Origin of the sequence: Cohnella pontilimi (assembly GCF_005049045.1) — a bacterium.
Lineage (GTDB): Bacteria > Bacillota > Bacilli > Paenibacillales > Paenibacillaceae > Cohnella > Cohnella pontilimi.
In genome coordinates this window covers 289,164-306,876 of record NZ_SUPK01000005.1, presented here as the reverse complement: position 1 = coordinate 306,876, position 17,713 = coordinate 289,164, and the positions used below count along the sequence as shown (strand labels likewise).

The 17,713-nt window shown below is 49.1% G+C and carries 13 protein-coding genes; all 13 read right to left on the bottom strand.

Features of this window, described 5'->3' with window-relative positions:
• Positions 1 to 59: 59 nt before the first annotated feature.
• The 13 genes from E5161_RS12150 to E5161_RS12090 all read right to left on the bottom strand — a co-directional run bounded on the left by E5161_RS12150 (position 60) and on the right by E5161_RS12090 (position 17,202).
• On the bottom strand, positions 60 to 860 hold the full coding sequence (locus E5161_RS12150) for a ComFC family protein (protein WP_136778077.1): 801 nt from the start codon (positions 858 to 860) through the stop codon (positions 60 to 62).
• 14 nt (positions 861 to 874) lie between these two features.
• Positions 875 to 2,824 carry an ATP-dependent helicase ComFA gene (locus E5161_RS12145; RefSeq protein ID WP_136778076.1) on the bottom strand — a complete coding sequence of 650 codons (1,950 nt, stop codon included), beginning with the start codon at positions 2,822 to 2,824 and terminating at the stop codon, positions 875 to 877.
• Between the two features lie 104 nt (positions 2,825 to 2,928).
• Positions 2,929 to 3,441: a hypothetical protein gene (locus E5161_RS12140; RefSeq protein WP_136778075.1), complete on the bottom strand. Its 513-nt coding sequence runs from the start codon at positions 3,439 to 3,441 to the stop codon at positions 2,929 to 2,931.
• Positions 3,442 to 3,552: 111 nt separating this feature from the next.
• Complete coding sequence (locus E5161_RS12135; protein WP_136778074.1) at positions 3,553 to 3,930, bottom strand: PilZ domain-containing protein; 378 nt, start codon at positions 3,928 to 3,930, stop codon at positions 3,553 to 3,555.
• 29 nt (positions 3,931 to 3,959) lie between these two features.
• Entirely contained in the window at positions 3,960 to 5,234 is a 1,275-nt protein-coding gene (locus tag E5161_RS12130; RefSeq protein ID WP_136778073.1) for a diguanylate cyclase domain-containing protein, read from the bottom strand.
• Between the two features lie 49 nt (positions 5,235 to 5,283).
• Positions 5,284 to 7,086 (bottom strand): flagellar assembly protein A, encoded by a 1,803-nt coding sequence (locus tag E5161_RS12125; RefSeq protein ID WP_136778072.1) that lies wholly within the window; start codon positions 7,084 to 7,086, stop codon positions 5,284 to 5,286.
• Positions 7,087 to 7,144: 58 nt separating this feature from the next.
• Positions 7,145 to 7,894, bottom strand: a complete 750-nt coding sequence (locus E5161_RS12120) for an EAL domain-containing protein (RefSeq protein ID WP_136778071.1) — start codon at positions 7,892 to 7,894, stop codon at positions 7,145 to 7,147.
• A 417-nt stretch (positions 7,895 to 8,311) separates the two neighbouring features.
• Positions 8,312 to 10,393, bottom strand: a complete 2,082-nt coding sequence (locus E5161_RS21145; protein WP_246042198.1) for a LuxR C-terminal-related transcriptional regulator — start codon at positions 10,391 to 10,393, stop codon at positions 8,312 to 8,314.
• The gene (locus tag E5161_RS12110; RefSeq protein ID WP_136778070.1) at positions 10,378 to 10,629 is read right to left on the bottom strand and encodes a hypothetical protein; all 252 of its coding nucleotides are present in this window, start codon (positions 10,627 to 10,629) and stop codon (positions 10,378 to 10,380) included. The genes E5161_RS21145 and E5161_RS12110 overlap by 16 nt, the downstream gene beginning before the upstream one ends.
• 18 nt (positions 10,630 to 10,647) lie before the next feature.
• Positions 10,648 to 12,072 (bottom strand): DUF7125 family protein, encoded by a 1,425-nt coding sequence (locus E5161_RS12105; protein WP_136778069.1) that lies wholly within the window; start codon positions 12,070 to 12,072, stop codon positions 10,648 to 10,650.
• Between the two features lie 341 nt (positions 12,073 to 12,413).
• On the bottom strand, positions 12,414 to 13,136 hold the full coding sequence (locus tag E5161_RS12100; protein WP_136778068.1) for a response regulator: 723 nt from the start codon (positions 13,134 to 13,136) through the stop codon (positions 12,414 to 12,416).
• Entirely contained in the window at positions 13,126 to 14,307 is a 1,182-nt protein-coding gene (locus tag E5161_RS12095; RefSeq protein ID WP_136778067.1) for a sensor histidine kinase, read from the bottom strand. The genes E5161_RS12100 and E5161_RS12095 overlap by 11 nt, the downstream gene beginning before the upstream one ends.
• Positions 14,308 to 14,469: 162 nt before the next feature.
• Positions 14,470 to 17,202, bottom strand: a complete 2,733-nt coding sequence (locus tag E5161_RS12090) for a stalk domain-containing protein (protein WP_246042197.1) — start codon at positions 17,200 to 17,202, stop codon at positions 14,470 to 14,472.
• Between the last annotated feature and the right edge of the window lie 511 nt (positions 17,203 to 17,713).

Genomic DNA, 17,713 nt, shown 5'->3' with positions numbered 1-17,713 from the left:
AGGGCTATTATACTAAAATCCACAGAAAAAATCATCGTTTTCTCCTAATTTTTTCCGTTCTAGGATCTGGCCCATAGAGCGCCATAAACTTCCGGTTCGGACGCGACCCCGGCTTCCGCTAGCGCATCCTTCAAGGCACGAGCACATTCGTTCACGGTACTGCCTGTCGTATAAATGTCGTCGATCAGCAGAATTCGAAACCGTGACACGCCTGCAAAAGGGATACGACCCATCACATCCCGGTCCGCAACAAAGTTTCCTTTCATATCGACAATACGGCTGCGACGTGTTTTCAGGCTTTGCTTCTCGGTATGCCGAACCCTTTGAAGCAGAGGCAAATAAGCGACGCCATACCATTGCGATAGGGAAACGGCCATTCTTTCCGCCTGATTGAATCCACGATCGTCGAGTCTTTCTTCTGCCAACGGAACAGCGGTTACAGCTTGAAAAATGTGAGCGGCGTCCCGTCCGCCCAACTCCGAGCACACCCGTTCGAAAGCCGCGGCCAGCATGGCGGCAAGAACAGGTTCAAGGCGCTCACTTCCCCGGTACTTATACAAGGCCAGCATGTCTCTCATCCGATCGTCGTAACGCACCGCACACCTGCAAAATGCCATTTGCTTGTCCTGTCTGCGCGGACAGTCCGGACAAAACTCGGGACGTCCGCAATATCGGCACACCGGTGCTCCGATCCACGGAATGCTGCTGCGGCAGCCCATGCATAATTGCTGTAAAATTTCACGGGCTGCGGGATGACGCACGGGTACCGGGACAGCATTCGAGCGGGCATCGGCCATTCGTCCACAAACTGTGCATTCACTCATTTCGGGCCGCAGCCACCGGCTCAAAGAAAACCGCATGGAGATCGCCTCCTCTACTCGCTCGATAAATAACCATTCCTTCGTGCATAAGCATTCATCTCTTTGATTTGCCTTGCCGCTTGCTTTTGTGTAGCGGTCCAAGCTGACGCCGCGAAGAATACCAGTCCCTCGGGATCGTCCGCCGAACGGCCGGCCCGGCCTGCCATCTGAACGAGTGAAGAAGCGTCAAATAGCGGTTTGTCGGCGTCCAGCACGAATACATCGCTCTTGGCGATCGTGACTCCCCTCTCCAGAATCGTCGTGGTGACAAGGATGCGAATTCTGCGATCGCGAAAAGCAGTCACTTTACCGCCTCGATCCGGATCCTGAGAGGAAGTGCCCTCTATCGTGTCCCGCTCCAGATCGAAACCGACGGCGCACCGTCGCAGGCACTGGACCAACGGTTCAATTTCGCGTATGTATGGAACGAACAGAAATAGTTGGGCTCCGCGCCGGACGGATTCTTTGATCTCTTTAAACAAGCGGGAAGGAATTCTCCGCCGTTGCAGCCATCGCATAATAGGCGGCACGGTTAGCCGTTTCGGAACCGGAAGCGGGCGGCGATGAAACCGGACAGGAACTCTGGCATGGGCGAGCTTCCCGCGTCTGGCTTGCTTCTGCAACTCGGACGGAGGTGTAGCGCTAAGCAACACCGTGGTGCCGTCCCGCTTGCGCGAGTTGGCTGCGGCAAAATGCAGCATCGGATCGTTGTGATACGGGAACGCGTCCAGCTCGTCAATGACGATCAAATCGAACGCTTGCCGGAACCGGATCAGTTGGTGTGTGGTGGCCACCGTCAAATCCCCTGCATCAAAACGGTCCTCACTTCCCCCGTACAAGACGGTATGGCGGAACTGCGGGAAGGCTTTGGCCAACCGGGGAGCCAGCTCGAGCACGACATCCCTTCGCGGTGTACCGATGGCAGCCTTGCCGCCGGCCGCAAGAACAGCATCCAGCAAGGGAAAGATCATCTCGGTTTTGCCCGCTCCTGTTACGGCCCATATCAGGAATGCCCGCGAATCCGAAGACGACGAAAGTTTCCAAAATGGAGACAGACTTCGTTTCCGTGGCTCCCGATACATAAACGCAAGCGCCGCTGCAGCCGCCGTGCTTTGCGCAGGACTAAGCTTCCATCGGTCAGCCAGCCTGTCAGCGGGAAGCTCACCTTCACGATTTAAGGGCCGGTCCGGCGCCGGCAGCCCCACAATCAGCAGCGCGCATTCCCGGCATCGCCCCATGGTCAAGCAAGCCTCGCAGTATGCGCACCAACGCCCGCAAGACGCACAGTGCGTGCGCCGCAATCGTTCCTCGCCGCTTCCACAGCGACCGCATCGCAAAGCTGCCGGCTTACCTTCTCCATGGCGAAGCCTGAAGCGGACCGGCTTTGAGCCCGCTGGCGTCACCGCCGGATACATCTGCACCGCACCGAGCAACGCCGCCAGCTGCATTACTTGCATAATTTCACCGGCGAACCCTCGCCCATCGCCGAGCATCGCCGTCAATTCGGCTTGCAACAAAGATTTCCCGCGCAGCCGCTCTGCCAGTTCCCGTGCTTGAACCGCCAATGCGCGACCTTGCTCAAACCCTGCCTCCGACACACTCTCATGGTCCCACAACTCTACCTCCGATTCCGCTCCGCTCCTTTCTGCCTCTCCAGCTTCCTCCCACGCCGCTCGAATCGCAGCCCGCATGTCATCCCCCATTGACGAACTATAACTGCCGCTCTTCCACAGTTCAGCCAACCGGGAACAAGCGGACTCCGCGATCCCAAGCGGCAGCCGCTCCTTCAGCGCGACCACCCCTTCAGGTCGCGCCGGCTTAGCCGCCGCCTGCTCCCCCCAACCAGCAACGACACCTTCTCGAAAAGCGACATTCTTCCAATATCGCTTATCCACTTCAGGAGCAACCGACCACCAAGCACGTCTACTATCTTTCGTTTCTACCGCATACACCAGCACCTTCATCCATTCGCCTCCCAACACCGCCAAAAATAAAAGCACACCCACCAACCGTCCGTTCAGACGATGGCGAGTGTGCTTCACCCGCTCTATGCATTTTTATGCTGTCCTTATTGTATGCGATTTCCACCATAGCGGCAACCCAGCGGCAGCCTCGCCAGATCTTCGCGGTTGGACAGCTCCACCCACACAATTTGCAGAGGCGACGCCACAATCCCTTGATCCGCCATTTGCCGGAGCATGCGCTCACGAGACATCGCTATGTCCCGATCCGTCTCCATCACCGCCGCATCCTGCTCATCTTCCGCTGCGGCCACCTCCGCGACGGCCGGCTCGCCCGCACGAAGCAGACGGATCTTATCGTATCCCCGGGCAAAAATCTCCGTGATTTTCCCCGTCTCGTCACACGAGTCTTCCAGTACGACCGTGATTCCGATATCCATCCCCGTATACCGTGAAAACCTTTGCAACGAACGAATGTACCATTCAATCTGCATCTGGTGATTTCCCGCGACCAGCACATAATGACGTTGACGCTCGTCCGCGCTTTGCCTCAACAATCGATGCGCCATTGCCGCGGCCGTCATATAAAAACCGACAATCCAAATCAATTCCGGAATCACGGCCGCCACCTCCTGTCGTTCTACAGCATTATATGCCGCAGCGAAAAAGGGCGTTCCGGCCTTTAGCGGACGGGCTGTGAGGAAGGCACAGTAAATCAAAGATTCATTTTTTTAAACCTTATCCCGCACCAACTTCCAAGCATACGCCTTAAGTTCATCTATCAGCTGTTGACGTATTGCATCATCCGTACTCAAATGAATACCGCAAACAAAACCTCCCGCATGCGGCTCTTGATGAGTAAGAATCCCATGAATAGAAAATTCAATCGACATAATTCGAAAATGCAATGTCAGCTCAATTTCATTGCCGCTAATGTGAAAGTCGTAATCGGTAAATATTTTGGCACCATGCAGGCTTACGTCAATAATCTCCATGTCGCCAAAATGACTTTCTATCATCTTCCCATTCATTTTCGTAATTTGAAACTCGCCCTTTAATGGTTCGCGAAATTCATAACGAAATGCTTCTTCCCGTCTACTAAAATGCATTTTGTCCCTCCACAACCGGAAAAATGTCCTCACAGATTAACTTTTTTCCTCAATCGTTTTGTTGCCTTTCCATTAAAAGGCATACGTTTCTCCTTATAAAGTGCATTGTCCGCATATTTTAAAAGACTCTTAACGGAGTCACCATGACTCGGATATAACGCATATCCGACACTCGATTTAATCAGGATGCTTTCATCCGTATTTGGAAACGTATAGGGCTCGATCAGCGCCTGTTGAAAACGATGGATGAATTGATGGATAGATTCCCTCCCATGAACGGCATTCATCACAACGCAAAATTCATCGCCGCCCAAACGACCCACAATTTCCGTATCACCTTTACAACTCAAAAGGCGGTTAGCGAATTCCTTCAATACAAGATCTCCAGCATCATGCCCATGCGAGTCATTAATCCACTTGAATTTATCTAAATCCATAATAAGGATTGCAAATTGTTCATCATTCTTCGCAGACGATTCAAGTACCTCATCCATCGCCATTCTCATTCTCCGCCTATTATACAGTCCCGTTAAGAAATCATAGTAAGCCATCCTCTCTAGTTCATTTTGCAGCTGCTTCCTGTCGGTAATTTCTCTTGTGATAAAAACAAGATTTTGCACCTTATTCTCATCTGACAAAACAGGTGAACAAACAGTCTCCACCCAAATCCAATTGCCGTTCCTGTGTTTTTTACGCAGCTCTAATTTGCGGGACTCCTTTGTTTCTAATATCTCATTGCTCAAACGTTTGAAACGAACGGCATCCTCTGGATGGACGGAATCAAAGATGTTTGACTGATCAATATAACCCAAAATCACCTCATGCGAGGGAGATACATACTCGACATTGCCTGTGGCATCTGTCACCGTGATCATGTCATTGGAATGCTCGGCAATTAGCCTGAATTGCTTCGCGCCCGTTACAAATATTTCTTCCAGTTTAGTTTGTTCGGTCGTATTCATATACACGATGAGTGCACCTATGACTTCAGATCCTTGATTCTTTAACGGCATAATATTCACAGTAAAAGAGTATGCACCGTGAATAACCTTCTGGTTATATGTCATTTCCGTTGCCTGGAGCACCCGGGTAATGCCCGCTAGAAGATTTTCCTGATCCTGATAAAGCTCCAAGTAGCTTTGATCCAAGTAATTTTCCAATGTTTCGTCATCAAACCACGGAAATTGCCGCCAGGCTGGATTGACCGACTTAATGATCCCATCCCTATTAATAATCACTGCCGGTTCGAAGAGAGAATCAAAAACTAGTTGATGTAGATCACTTGCATGAAATAGCGTATCCATACGACTAAACACCCTGTTTATCAGATTTTCTATTCCTCATTAGACAACATCAAATGATACTGGAATCAAACGTCTTCTCCTCCACCGGTTCATAGATATCGATTGTCTTTTGATCGACAATGATCCGACCTTCAAACATTTTTTTGACCATGATTTTATTGGCTGCCTTAAGACTGCTGGCAACGCCAGTCATCCCGCCTACATACATAGCGGATATGGTATCTCCCGCTTCAAGTGTGGAGCCGCGGCAGACGGAGTTGTCCAAAAAAAAGATGATATTCCTCGACGATTGGACATCACATTGAATAACGCCTTCTCTTCTAATCAGGATATCTCCATTCGACTTTAGCGTCGAGTTCTGGCTATGGTTGATTTGAATCTGTACATGGGACTCCTGACTTAATGCCACTCTCATGTATGCTTCTTTCAACTTATGCATAAAATCTTTCATTCGATGGGCAGTCATGTCTTTAACCATTTTCGTGGGATGAAGGAAGAATTCCAGATAATCGGACAATTTCTCGAATTCATTTTTATTGTGTAATCGTATGCTTGCAATCACCTTAAGCAGTTCCTTCACGACGTCCCCGACCTGCTGGAATTTGCTCTCGGAAATTAACAACAGGACTTGGCCATAACGTACCCGCATGTTTTTCTTTTCGATTTCATGCAACAACAATCTTGCGCTTTCCATCATCTTTTCCAGATTGTCCATCAGCTGTTTTGAACTGTGATAGAGCCTGTTGTAGAGCATGCCAAAATATCCGGAATAGATTTGGCTTCCAATAACATTTCCCTTTACCATAATGCTGCCCGTAGCGGTTAACGTCGAGTTGAAAACGCTGCCTGCCACATAAATGTTCCCCAGGGATTCGATAATCATGTTGTCCATAACATCGCCGTATACGATCACGTCGCCGGCGAACACAATATTGCCGGTTTGCAAATCCACGTTGCCTGGTACAATATGGGCGGTGTTAATATCGAAATATTTGATTTTAGTACCTAATATTCGAGGTCTTCCCTCTTTCCGCGCGATGACAACGGAATCCGGCGTGATTTCGACATGATCTTTCCCTGCAATGCGTATATCTTTACCCGGGTCAGGAAGCAGCACATTGCCAAAAACATCATACCCTGGTTGCCCTTCCACGAGCGGTATTTTCTTTGCGATGACATCCCCGCTCTTGACAGAGGGAATGTTCAAATGATTTTTAAAGTCGAGTAAACCCCTTACCTCAGTAAAGACGCTCTCTATATTTTCAGAGAAATAAAGTTCCAGCCGGGCATCCCTTCCTTGAATCGGGGCCTTGCCCCTTGCAATCATGATTGGTTTAAAGGAAGGCTGCAGGACTTCGGACCGAATCGCTTCCATATCCAGGTCTACGGCTATGTTCATCTTTTCAACTGCCGCAAGAATAGCCTTTAAGTCCACCATTTCCAAAACGCGGTTCAAATCCTCTTCGGCTGTGAACGTTGCATGCAACGAGGGTGCCATCTCCGCTAACGACAAGGCGTATCTCTGTTTGCTGAATATCGTTAAATAAACCTCAATTTTGTCTTCCGATACTGACACCTCAAACAGAGGCTTTTCTTCAAACCCCCACTCGATCTTGCTGTCTGAATATACTTCCGTTTCCCTCAAAATCATTTTCCCATCCACAAACAGCTTTAATGGAGATATTGCCCGAATCGTCGAGATCATGCCCCCATGGGATGGATTTCTGACCATGATCTTTCCCTGTTCCACCTTGACATATCCATCTATGGTTTCATCTATATCATCTTCATGTTCATGATCAAACCTTTTGATGAGGTTCAAGATTTCTTGTTCGCTGATGTGATCTGACATATGCAGCACCTCGCTTTAACTGATTCAATTAACTCGCGTCGGACCGCTCGCTCTGTGGTTATCGGATTATCTGCAAGGCTTCCGGTTCACCCAATAAATATCCTTGACCCAGTGCGATTCCCAGATTTCTTGCACAGGCCAAATCATCGGGATTTTCAATCCCTTCCAAAACCATGCGGGTCTCTTTCCCGCAATAGTCAACGAACAGTTTGAGAATGCGCTGTTTTCTTTCGGTTGTCGACAAATGAGTGGAAAAATATCTCGACATTTTAATAAAGTCGGGCACAAACTCCACAATCTTTCTTAAATTGGCGGTACCGTCTCCCACATCATCCATCGCGATCCGGAAGCCTTTTTTACGCAGCATGGAAACCATTTGCTTAAGAGCAGTCGTTTCCCAGATTTCCTCTTCCTCTTTCGTTTCATTTAATTCAAACACAATACAGGAGGGAAGGATCTGCATTTGATCCATGAGGTTTTCCAAGAACGGAACAAATAATCGGTTCAGAATCGACGAGGGAAAAATGTTAATGAACAAAGTTTGACCATCCCGAGTGCCGTCTAACGCAAAATAGGATCGAATGCTCTTGGAAATGCACAACGCATCTATCTCGTACAACCGGTTATTCTCGATCGCCGCACGAAAAACACCCGCCGGATTCAGGTGACGCTTGTTACGCATCAAAGACTCATGACTGTATAAATCATTTGTAGAGAGATCGATAATCGGCTGATAGTACTGCTCGATCAAATCGTGATCCAGCAGTGATTCGATGTTGATTGGATCGACTCTTTTACGCTCCCACATGGCCTACCCACATCCTTGTCTGTAAAATAACCTCTTTCGGACGGAAATAGCGGTAGGTCGGAACTCCGTCCCTGAGCTCTGTTTCAAGTATGGTTAAAGAAACGAAATGATTTAGATTCGGTTCGAGTACATACTTGTTCGCGTTTAATCGTCTAGACAGTTCCAGCAAAGTAAACCATTGATTCGGGTATTCCTGAAAGAAGTAAAGACATGTGATCTGTAATTCCAACATCTCAAATATCGTTTTCAACCTCCTCTCCGCTTCTTTTGCAAACCAATTGTCCCCTTTTTTTACTTCATCCTAAATCCCTGAGTCATCCTATCTTTCAGTAAGTCAGCAAATATAGGAACAGTTTCCTATCCCAAAACAAAAAATGCCTCCTTCTGCAAGAATGGCAGAAGGAGGCGAATCGAATGTCAGTCGGTTTTTGCTCTTCGTTGATAGTAGTACGCCATTAATCCGGCGCGATCATTCGTTCCAAGTTTTTGAAAAATGTTCGTAATGTGATTCTTGACCGTATGTTCACTGATAAACAAAGTCTTGGCGATTTGTTTGTTATTGAGGCCTTGAACAATTAACTCAAGCACTTCCTGTTCCCGCTTGGACAATCCTTCAATTTCAAACGACTCTTTATCTTCTATCGTTACTTGCTGTTCAAGTACTTGACTTCGAAGCATGAAAAAATTAAATTTCTCCTGAAGACGGGAATCGATTCCATCACAATGAGGAACCTTGTCAGAGTATTTCAAAGAATCGGAAACCAGTTTAAGGATTTGACCTCCTTGACTATAGTCATGACCATTTTTCCGAACCTCCCGTTCATCATCCTGGTTTAAATGTTGATAATCCAGTATCATTCGGGAAAGCTCGGTTTCCTCTTGAAGGATTCTGCTGATCATGTCAGGACGATAAGGGGAAAGCAGACAGGCGTATTCGATATGTTTGCGGGATTGTTGCGGCAGTTCCAGAAATTCCGTAAATAACGCCGATCTATCCCTCAGCATTTGAGCAAATTCATAAGACGAGTGATCCCATAGGCTTAAGGCTTCGTGTAAAGAAGCTGCCCATGTCCCCATCTCGTTCTGTTTTTGAATAGACTGCTGTATGGCGATTGCTCCTATCGTTACCAAAGCAGAAAGAAAAGAAGAATATTCTGTCTTTCTGGAATCGTATGCGACACTTAATACCCCATACAGCTTGCGGTTATAAATCGGGATCTCGACTGCCGTTCCCCATTCCAGCGTGCGTGTAGGAAACTGGCGTCGATCGATTCCTCCATTGTTCTCTTTGAGATGCCCTTGGTATTCCTGCAACAGAAGCTTGCCGTATTTTTCGCTTTGATCTGTTGTAAGTCCTCTTGACACGAGATGAACTTCTTGGGTTGCTGCATCTAAATCGAACAATGTCACCGCCGCAAAATTCCCATTCATGATGTTTAAACTCATATCCACCATCATAAATGCGATCTTTCTCACATCTTGCACCCGCGTAATCAGGTTGCAAATTTCCATAAAGGCGTATAATTGCTGGTTCTGTTGAAACAAGGTGTCATGGAGTTCTCTCTGCGTCAGATAGGAGACAATGATATTGGAGGCAATTTTGCCGATATTAACCGATAACGGCTCAATCTCAGGAACGGAACATGTCCCCCCGAATAGTACCCCAAGAACCTCGTTATCTTTCAGCAAGGGAATACAAGCAATTGCAAGGGGTTGAAAATTTGCTTTCCTAAAGAATACATTCCTCGGATCGTGAAGAATGTTATTCCAGTAACCTAACGTCCCCGTAGCCATTACGTGACCGAGAAATCCTTCTCCGATAAAAAATCTTGATCCAACCAAAGCGCTATATGCCGATCCCCCGAACATATGGGAAACGACGCAATCCTCCTTGGACCTTTCTGCAAATCCTGCAAATTCGATATCATGAGCGATGTTCATAAATTGTTGAATGATTTCAGCAAATGCATGCTCTTTGCCGACCAATCCGGATCCTTCTATAATGCCACCAATCACTAAGTGATTTTTTTGTTCTTTTTGATCGTTCTCCAACAGGATGCTGATCGTATCCGACAATGCTTTTATTTTCTCGATCAGAAGCTGCTTTTCCTCTGTCGATCTGTCGCGGACTTCTTGAAGGGAACTTTTCCATTTGAAAGTGGACTTGTCATTGGCTTCCAGGTACTCATAAAGAAGCTGCCGTGATCCCGTTTCTATGAACACGCCTGCCCAGATGTAATATGCAATTTTCCCCATCACTTTAATGGGCGAAAAGATTACTTTAAGTCCGGGATGCGAATCCAGCACACTCAATTCTACTATCTTGCCCATCCATTCGTTCATTTGGAACATATTATCTTTAACTGATTCGGTCCAATCGTTGGCTCGTGAAGGAAGCGTTAACAAACGCCCGCAGGGATCCAAAATGAACAGGGTGAGGTCGTATTGTTGAGCGAAAACATCCTGTACGTGCTGAATCAGCTCTATGCTCCTTTCCATTGTTCCCCCAGCTTTTCACTTGTTATCATAGGTTGATTGTAACGATAAATCGATTCATTACCTTCTCCGATTTTGGAGAGTATCGTTAGTGCAACCAATTGATCCAATATAGGCTCAAGATGATCAATCGATCTGCCTAAGCGGGTTGAAAGACTGTGAAGAGTCTCAATGGCATAAGGATTTTCTTCGAAGAAATACGTGCATTCCACCTGCAGCGACATTCTATCTACGCTCATCGTCCCATCCTCCTCCTCTCAAACCAATTGAATATAAGGTTTTTCCGGTATTAATTCCACGAGGTAAGGTTCGGATACTTTACCGCTTGGTGACTTGGTGATCTGGAGATATTGGTAGTTTCCGTCTACCCATGTCCGCATAATGCAATTCGATGTCCGCTCTAAATATGAAGCTGATTCCCCAGTGATCTCAGCAAAGTTGCAGAGTGCGAAAACGGTTACGCCCGCGGATCTTGCCCATGCCGTTTCTTCCGCAAAAAACCGTCTGACAAAATCAGCCCCTCTTACGGAAAATTTGGTGTTCAAATCATAATAAAGAAACCAATTTTCCCCGTTCTCCACGCCTTCTTGAATGACTGGGAGAACCTTCTCTTTTAAATAAGATAAATATTGTTCATTGGACAGGTTTTTCGCATCAAGAACCGCCTCTTCAAACCCCGGCGGGATCTCACGGTCCATATGCTCGATAAAATACATGCCTTTTTGTCTGCATATTTGTTCTAAATCGACATCAAATAATCGGTAAAGCCGTTGGGTATCCGCAATTCCATTTAAACTAGAGGGCATAGCCAGAACCCGATCTCCCTGTTTGATTCGCTCGGAAACAATAGAGGCGACCAAGAAGGAGTAATTGGCTTTACTATTTGTGTCCAAGATGATCGATGAGCCTTTGGGAATACCCCCGGACAATAATTTATCTAAGCGATCAATGCCTGTTGTCATTTGGTTTGGAGAGGCAACAATTGCATCATCCACAATAGAAAGCGCGGGGATTAAATGAATGCCGCGTTCCGTTATTCGGTAGATGTGCTCTCCTTCCACGAATTTGCGTCCTCTCATCTTCGTGATTTCCAGCGTCCGCTTCCGGTATTTCGTCATTTGTTCTTCTAATGAGAGATGAATGACACCGTCAACAACATAATGTTCAAATGAAATTTGATCGTCAATAGATTTCCTATGTTCACTGATCAATAAGGCAGTTAAATTATGTTTGCGGAAAATATTTTTTAATATGTATAGAACTTCTCTAATTTCTTCAGGATTTTTGTTCATATATTGAAACAAGCTGATGCTGTCGACTACAATTCGCTGACAGTCGATCTCGCGAATCATTTGTTCAAAAAGACCGTCTGGTGTTTTCATTTGCTTTAAAAGCAAGTCTGGCTTAATGCTTACAACCCTTAACAGATTCCGTTTTTCAAGCTCGCGAAGATCCCAGCCGAAAGCTCTCATATCTTGATAAATCTGTTGCGGAAATTCCTCAAAGGTAATATAGATGCCCGGTTCGCCGCATTCCACAGCCCCATGATAAAGAAATTGAACGCCTAATGTCGTTTTGCCGGTTCCGGGCGAACCTTCCACAATGATGGACGAGCCTCTCGGCAAACCGCCATATAATATTTTATCGATTCCATTCACTCCCGATGTAGCAGCATTTGACATCGTTGTCTCCTCCTTTTCGAGATTAAATTCATATTAACATGAATTCTTGGCACTGTAGAGAGGGTCGTAACTTGTAAGATAACGTTTAATAGCGGGGAATAATGACACAAATGTGGGGACATAAAAACAAAAAAGCTTGATTTCTCAAGCTCTCGGGCGTTCAGTTATGTCCTAGTTTTGTGTCGTCAGACATCTTGCGACAAAAATTTTAAGACATAATTCCAGCAAAACAAAAACCCGAGGAAGGGTTCCCCCTCACTCGGATCCGATCTTTCATTTACCCACGCAAGACTTGTTGCAGATTCAAAATGCGTCCCGAAATCACTTTATGTAAGACGGGTTTACAGCGTAACCCATCCGTATTTGATGGAGTTGATGACGGCCTGCGTGCGGTCGTCGACTTCCATTTTCTGCAAAATGCTGCTGACGTGGTTTTTGACCGTTTTCTCGCTGATGAAGAGGTTCTCGCCGATCGACTTGTTGCTTTTACCCTCCGCCATCAGCCGCAGCACTTCCGCCTCGCGGCGAGTCAAAGGATTGTTGCCTTTCGGGATGAACTTCGTCACCGTCTCGCGGCTGGCGGCGGCACCCGAAGACGCGCCGATCTCGTCGAGATACGTCATGCGGCGAAGCTGGTTGATCAGCTTGCCCGTCACTTTCGGATGAATGTAGGCATGCCCTTCGGCCACGGTGCGAATCGCGTTGGTGAGCGACTCCGCCTCCATGTCCTTCAGTAAATATCCGCTCGCGCCCTTGCGAAGCGTCTCGAACACGTAACTCTCATCGTCATGAATGGACAAAATAATGACCTTGATCTCCGGGAAAATATCACGAAGCCGCTCGGTGGCAATCACACCGCTCTCGATGGGCATGTTGATGTCGAGCAGCACGACGTCCGGCTGCTGCCGGTTGCAAAATTCAAGCACCTGAATGCCGTCGCCGCATTCGCCGATCACTTCCAGATCGGACTCCATGTTCAGAATCCGTTTCAGCCCTTCTCTGAAAAGCTGATGATCGTCTGCGAGGAGCACTTTGATTTTCTGAACCGCCGGTTTAGTCTCCATGTGGGCTTATCTCCTTTCCTGGCTCTGCTTTAATCGGAACTTCGATTTTGATTTTCGTTCCTTGCCCCACAAAAGACTCTATCTCTATCTTGCCTTGCAGCAGTTCCACTCGCTCCCTCATGCCCATTAAGCCGAATTGCGAATGGGCCGCCTTGGCCCTTGATTCCACCAAATCCGTATGAAAGCCGACGCCGTTATCGCTGATCTGCAGCAGCACCTTGTCGTCCTGGTAAGTAATCTCTAGCGAGATATAGGTCGCCTGCGCATGTTTGAGCGCGTTGTTGAAGCCTTCCTGTACAAGACGAAACATCGCGGCTTCCATGCCGGAAGGCAGTCGTTTTTCTTTCCCGGTCGTCTCGAAAGCGGTCCGGATTTTCGTCTTCTCTTCGAAATCTTGCGAAAATTTGCGAAGCGTAGGCACGAGTCCGAGATCGTCCAATGCCATGGGGCGAAGGTTGAAAATGATTTTGCGAATCTCTGCCAAGCCTTGGCGCACTTGCGTTCTCAGATCGATCAGCTCGCTGCGGATCACTTCCAGATCCCCCGTGTCGAGCATACGTTCCGCAATCTCCGTCCGCAGCGCCAGATTGGCGAGCGACTGGGCGGGGCCGTCGTGGATTTCACGCGCCATCCGCTTGCGTTCTTCTTCCTGTGCCAAAATGATTTTGAGTCCGATCATCTGCCGGTTTTTCGCGGATTCCAGAATGCGAGTCACCTGATTCAAATCACCCGAAAAATATTCCAAAACGAGATCCATCTGCAGGCCGATCGTCTCCGCGCGTTCCACGGATTGTTCCACATTTTTGACGCGGTTCTGCAGTTCGTCCCGTCGGGCTCTCAAATAACTTTCCTTCTCGCGAAACACCATGAGATCGAGCTGGAGCTGCGTCGCTTTCTCGTAGGCGGACTTAATGTCCTTCTCGGAATAGCGGACGAAATCGCGACTGACCTCCGTCAAGCGGATTCTCGCGTGCCGGTAATCCCGATCCAGCTTGTCCACCCGGTCGATCGTCTCCGACGTCTCGGCGAGCACTTTCTCCAGCTCTTGATTGAGGGAGTCGAGCTCTCTCCTGGCGGACTCGCAAATCTCGAACACCTGCACCTTACTGTCTTCCATGACCGACACCGCATTTTGAATCACGGCGTCGATCTGCTCCACACGGTAATCCACTGTCTCGACTCCCTTACGCCCTCCAAGGCAGAGAAACTATCAACCTGTGAAGCATCCTTGAAATGCCGAAAAACCGGGACATTAGAAGGAGGCGGGGCTTATTTCCATCATATCATATTTCTCATTCCAACCGAAACTAAGGAAGGACTTTTGGTATAAAGATTAACGAATTGTAATGGTTCTGGTCTTCTCGTCCCAGGTGACCTTTTGGCCCAGCTGCTCGGAGACGATGCGCAGCGGCACGTACGTCCTGCTGTTCCGGATGACCGGCTCCGCGTTGATCTTCTGACGGACACCGTCCGCCGCCAGTTCAGACTTTCCGATCCACAAATCTATCATCTTGCTGCCGCGCAGCACGGTAACCCGCTTGGTCGAGGCTTCCCAGCCCACGTCCGCGCCCATGGCTTCTGCCACAAATTTCAGCGGCAAATAGCTGTTCCCATTGATCGAAAACACCGGAGCCGGCAGCGTCACCGATTTGCCGTTCACCGTCGCCTTGGCGCTTCCGAGCTTCATCACGATCGTGGGATTCGTCGTGGTGACCGGACTCGGAGGATATTGAAGCGTTAGGTTGTCGAACGCAACCTCGCCTTGCAGCGCTCGTTCGTCCTGTCCTTCCGCCAGATTGACGACATACAGTTTGGTCAGCTTAGCCGGGCCTTTAACCCCTGCGGCAGCCAGATCCACGCGAATCGTTTTCCAGCCGGACCAGTCTATGATCCGTGAAACGTCGACCATGACCGCCTTTCCGTCTGCGCCGACGAACTCCGCCCGTAGATAGTTCAAGCTGGAGTCGCCCATCACATCCAACGTCAACGCGCTTGGACTGCCTTCAACCGGGACGCCTCCGCCCGCTGCGTTCATCACCGCGTAAGCGAACCGGCTGCCCGTGCCGTTCGTGAAATCGTATTTCAACGACAGTGCGTTGGAGGATTCACGTCCGGGCAAGCCCGAGACGACCGAAGCGGAACCGGCCAATTCTGCAGGAAGACCTTTGAATTCCAGCGGGTACGTGACATTTTCGAACGTTTCGAACGATTTCTCGCTGCCCGGCGTCAGGACCACGGCCGTACCGAAGCCGTCATAACGCGCGATCGCGTATCCAACCGCCGCGTTGTTTTCCACGCTTTCGATCGTCAACTGGCCGTTTGAGACTTTGCCTTTGAACCCTTTGAATTCCCATTTGATCGCCGTAGGAGCAACCGCGGTTTCGCTGCCATCCTTCAGCCGCGCTTTCACCGGCACGTTAATGACCGCCCCGGCGCGGAGCACCATGCTGCTCGGCTGCACGGTCAGCCGATCGATGGCCGCTTCTCCGAGCACTTCGACACCGATGGAGGAAGAAGTGCTTCCGGCCGTGACTTTGACGGTCGTTTTACCGGGTTTGTTCGCGATCAGCAGACCGTCTTTGAAGTAACCGACTTCCGGATTAATATTCCACACCGGATTCAGGCCTTTCGGGTCGATCGGATTGTAGTACGAATCGTAAGCTTTCAACGAAAATCTCGTTTCCTGTCCCATAAAGACGGTTTTCGGGCCGCTGGCGACAATGCCCTTCAACTCGCCTTGCGGTGCCGTCGTATATACGCCGATCCCGTTGGCCACCGGACGTTGATACGTGCCGGCAGAGGTCGGATGAGCGAGCGCGACGTTGAACTCGCCAAGCGGACGCGCCACCATGGTCGTCGAGCCGCCGCCGTCCATATTGACCGCTTTCCAGGCGCCGATGCGCACCATGATATCCTGAAGCTCTTTCAATGGGACACCGTTGCGTCCGCCGTTCTCCTCCACGGTCACCAAGTACGCCGTGTTTCCGTCCTGCGAGTAACCGACGGCGGTACGCGCCCGAGAAGACGCTCCGCTGACCCCGGCAATATCACGTGAGAATGCCGCGGCTTTCCCTTGGTCGACCAGAATCGTATGTCCGCTGACCATCATTTTGAAGAAAGAAGGATCGAATGTTTGGCCGGTCGTCTGTGATTTCAGGTTGTATTCGGAACTCACGTGAACGCCGGGATAGAGGTTATCCGTAATGAATTTGGCCGCCGTGCCGTGTCCACGAAGTATGTAACCGTTCGGTGGGACAGGCGTCGTGATTTCCTGACCGGGAACGACTTCCGTCACGACCCCGTCCACGACGAGCGCTTCGGTCGGCGTCGTACCGGTGCCCGCAGGCCGCTGGGGCGCCGTCCACTCGTTTGTGTACATGTAGAGGGCATTGACGTGGCTGTTCGTTTTGCCCGGTTCCGCCCAGTAGAGTGATTTGTTGATGCCCGCCAGCGCGAAGGTATTCCCGCTCTCCGCGGTAACCGTGCCCGAGAATGTGAAATTGTCGATCATCGGCTTACGGTCGTTCGTGATGGCGAAAGCGTACATGCCGTTCAACTGGGACGTGCTGACCTGCAGCTCGCCGTCTTTGATCTGCGCGCCGATCGGCGCTCCTTCGTTCGCGGTGCCGAACACGTCGCCGTTGACGCCGGCAACGGCTTTCGTTTCTTTCGTCATGCCGGTGACGGACTGACCGGCGGTGACGCTGCCGCCTTTGCCGCCCATTGCGTTCAGTTCGACATAGGGGTCGGTCAAGTCAATCTTTAGGACGTGAATCATTTCGGTCGGCGAGCTGTCCGAAGCTACCCACTTGTAATCGATCTGGCGGACGCCGGAGGTGACCGGCATCTCGCTCTGTTTCAGCAGCTGATAAGAAACAACCGTTGCCGCGTGAGCGGAAGGCATGAGCAACACCGGCGATTGAAAAGGAACGGAAAATACGAGCATGCCTGCGATGATCGGAAGTACGATTTTCGGAGCTTTTTTATGGGCTTGGTTCGTCGTTGCGGCGGAATGTGCGGCGTCCACTGTCGGACGGCGCTTCATGGGGTGCAATTTTTTACGCATGAAATCTCCTATGAATTCTGGTTGAATTTGAACAAGAGAGCCGGGAGGCTCATTCGCTCTAGTTTAATAGACTCATAGGAAGGCGAAAAGTTACATCCGATAAGAGAATCAAATCGGTTCTTTGGATTCGAAAAAGAAATTTTAAGAGAGTAGACACGAAAATACCGGATTTCTCAACGCTGAAGTTCTAAAGTGCACCCCAAAAGACATTTTAGAGAAGAAAAATGAAGATGAGGTGCCAGAAGGCAACCGAAAACCGTGAATCGGCGGGAAGATGCGGTTTTGAGCGGGATTGTAGTGCAGATTGGCACCTGAATGGACAAAAATGATCATCATCAGGGGATTGGAGTGCACTTTGGCACCTCGATTGCGCGGAGAAACTTTAGCGTCCTTAATTCTTTCTGCCCCAAAGAAAAAAGCTTGATCGAGTCTACCAATACTGGAAAATAAATTACATTAAGTTTATTTAAATCATCTTGTCGGGCCAAAGCGATTATGTTATAAAAATAAC

What these genes read in the sequence shown, in the direction of transcription:
- E5161_RS12150 (WP_136778077.1), bottom strand. Translation starts at nt 860, where the DNA reads ATGCGGTTTTCTTTGAGCCGGTGGCTGCGGCCCGAAATGAGTGAATGC.
- E5161_RS12145 (WP_136778076.1), bottom strand. Translation starts at nt 2,824, where the DNA reads ATGAAGGTGCTGGTGTATGCGGTAGAAACGAAAGATAGTAGACGTGCT.
- E5161_RS12135 (WP_136778074.1), bottom strand. Translation starts at nt 3,930, where the DNA reads ATGCATTTTAGTAGACGGGAAGAAGCATTTCGTTATGAATTTCGCGAA.
- E5161_RS12130 (WP_136778073.1), bottom strand. Translation starts at nt 5,234, where the DNA reads ATGGATACGCTATTTCATGCAAGTGATCTACATCAACTAGTTTTTGAT.
- E5161_RS12125 (WP_136778072.1), bottom strand. Translation starts at nt 7,086, where the DNA reads ATGTCAGATCACATCAGCGAACAAGAAATCTTGAACCTCATCAAAAGG.
- E5161_RS12120 (WP_136778071.1), bottom strand. Translation starts at nt 7,894, where the DNA reads ATGTGGGAGCGTAAAAGAGTCGATCCAATCAACATCGAATCACTGCTG.
- E5161_RS21145 (WP_246042198.1), bottom strand. Translation starts at nt 10,393, where the DNA reads ATGGAAAGGAGCATAGAGCTGATTCAGCACGTACAGGATGTTTTCGCT.
- E5161_RS12110 (WP_136778070.1), bottom strand. Translation starts at nt 10,629, where the DNA reads ATGAGCGTAGATAGAATGTCGCTGCAGGTGGAATGCACGTATTTCTTC.
- E5161_RS12105 (WP_136778069.1), bottom strand. Translation starts at nt 12,072, where the DNA reads ATGTCAAATGCTGCTACATCGGGAGTGAATGGAATCGATAAAATATTA.
- E5161_RS12100 (WP_136778068.1), bottom strand. Translation starts at nt 13,136, where the DNA reads ATGGAGACTAAACCGGCGGTTCAGAAAATCAAAGTGCTCCTCGCAGAC.
- E5161_RS12090 (WP_246042197.1), bottom strand. Translation starts at nt 17,202, where the DNA reads ATGCGTAAAAAATTGCACCCCATGAAGCGCCGTCCGACAGTGGACGCC.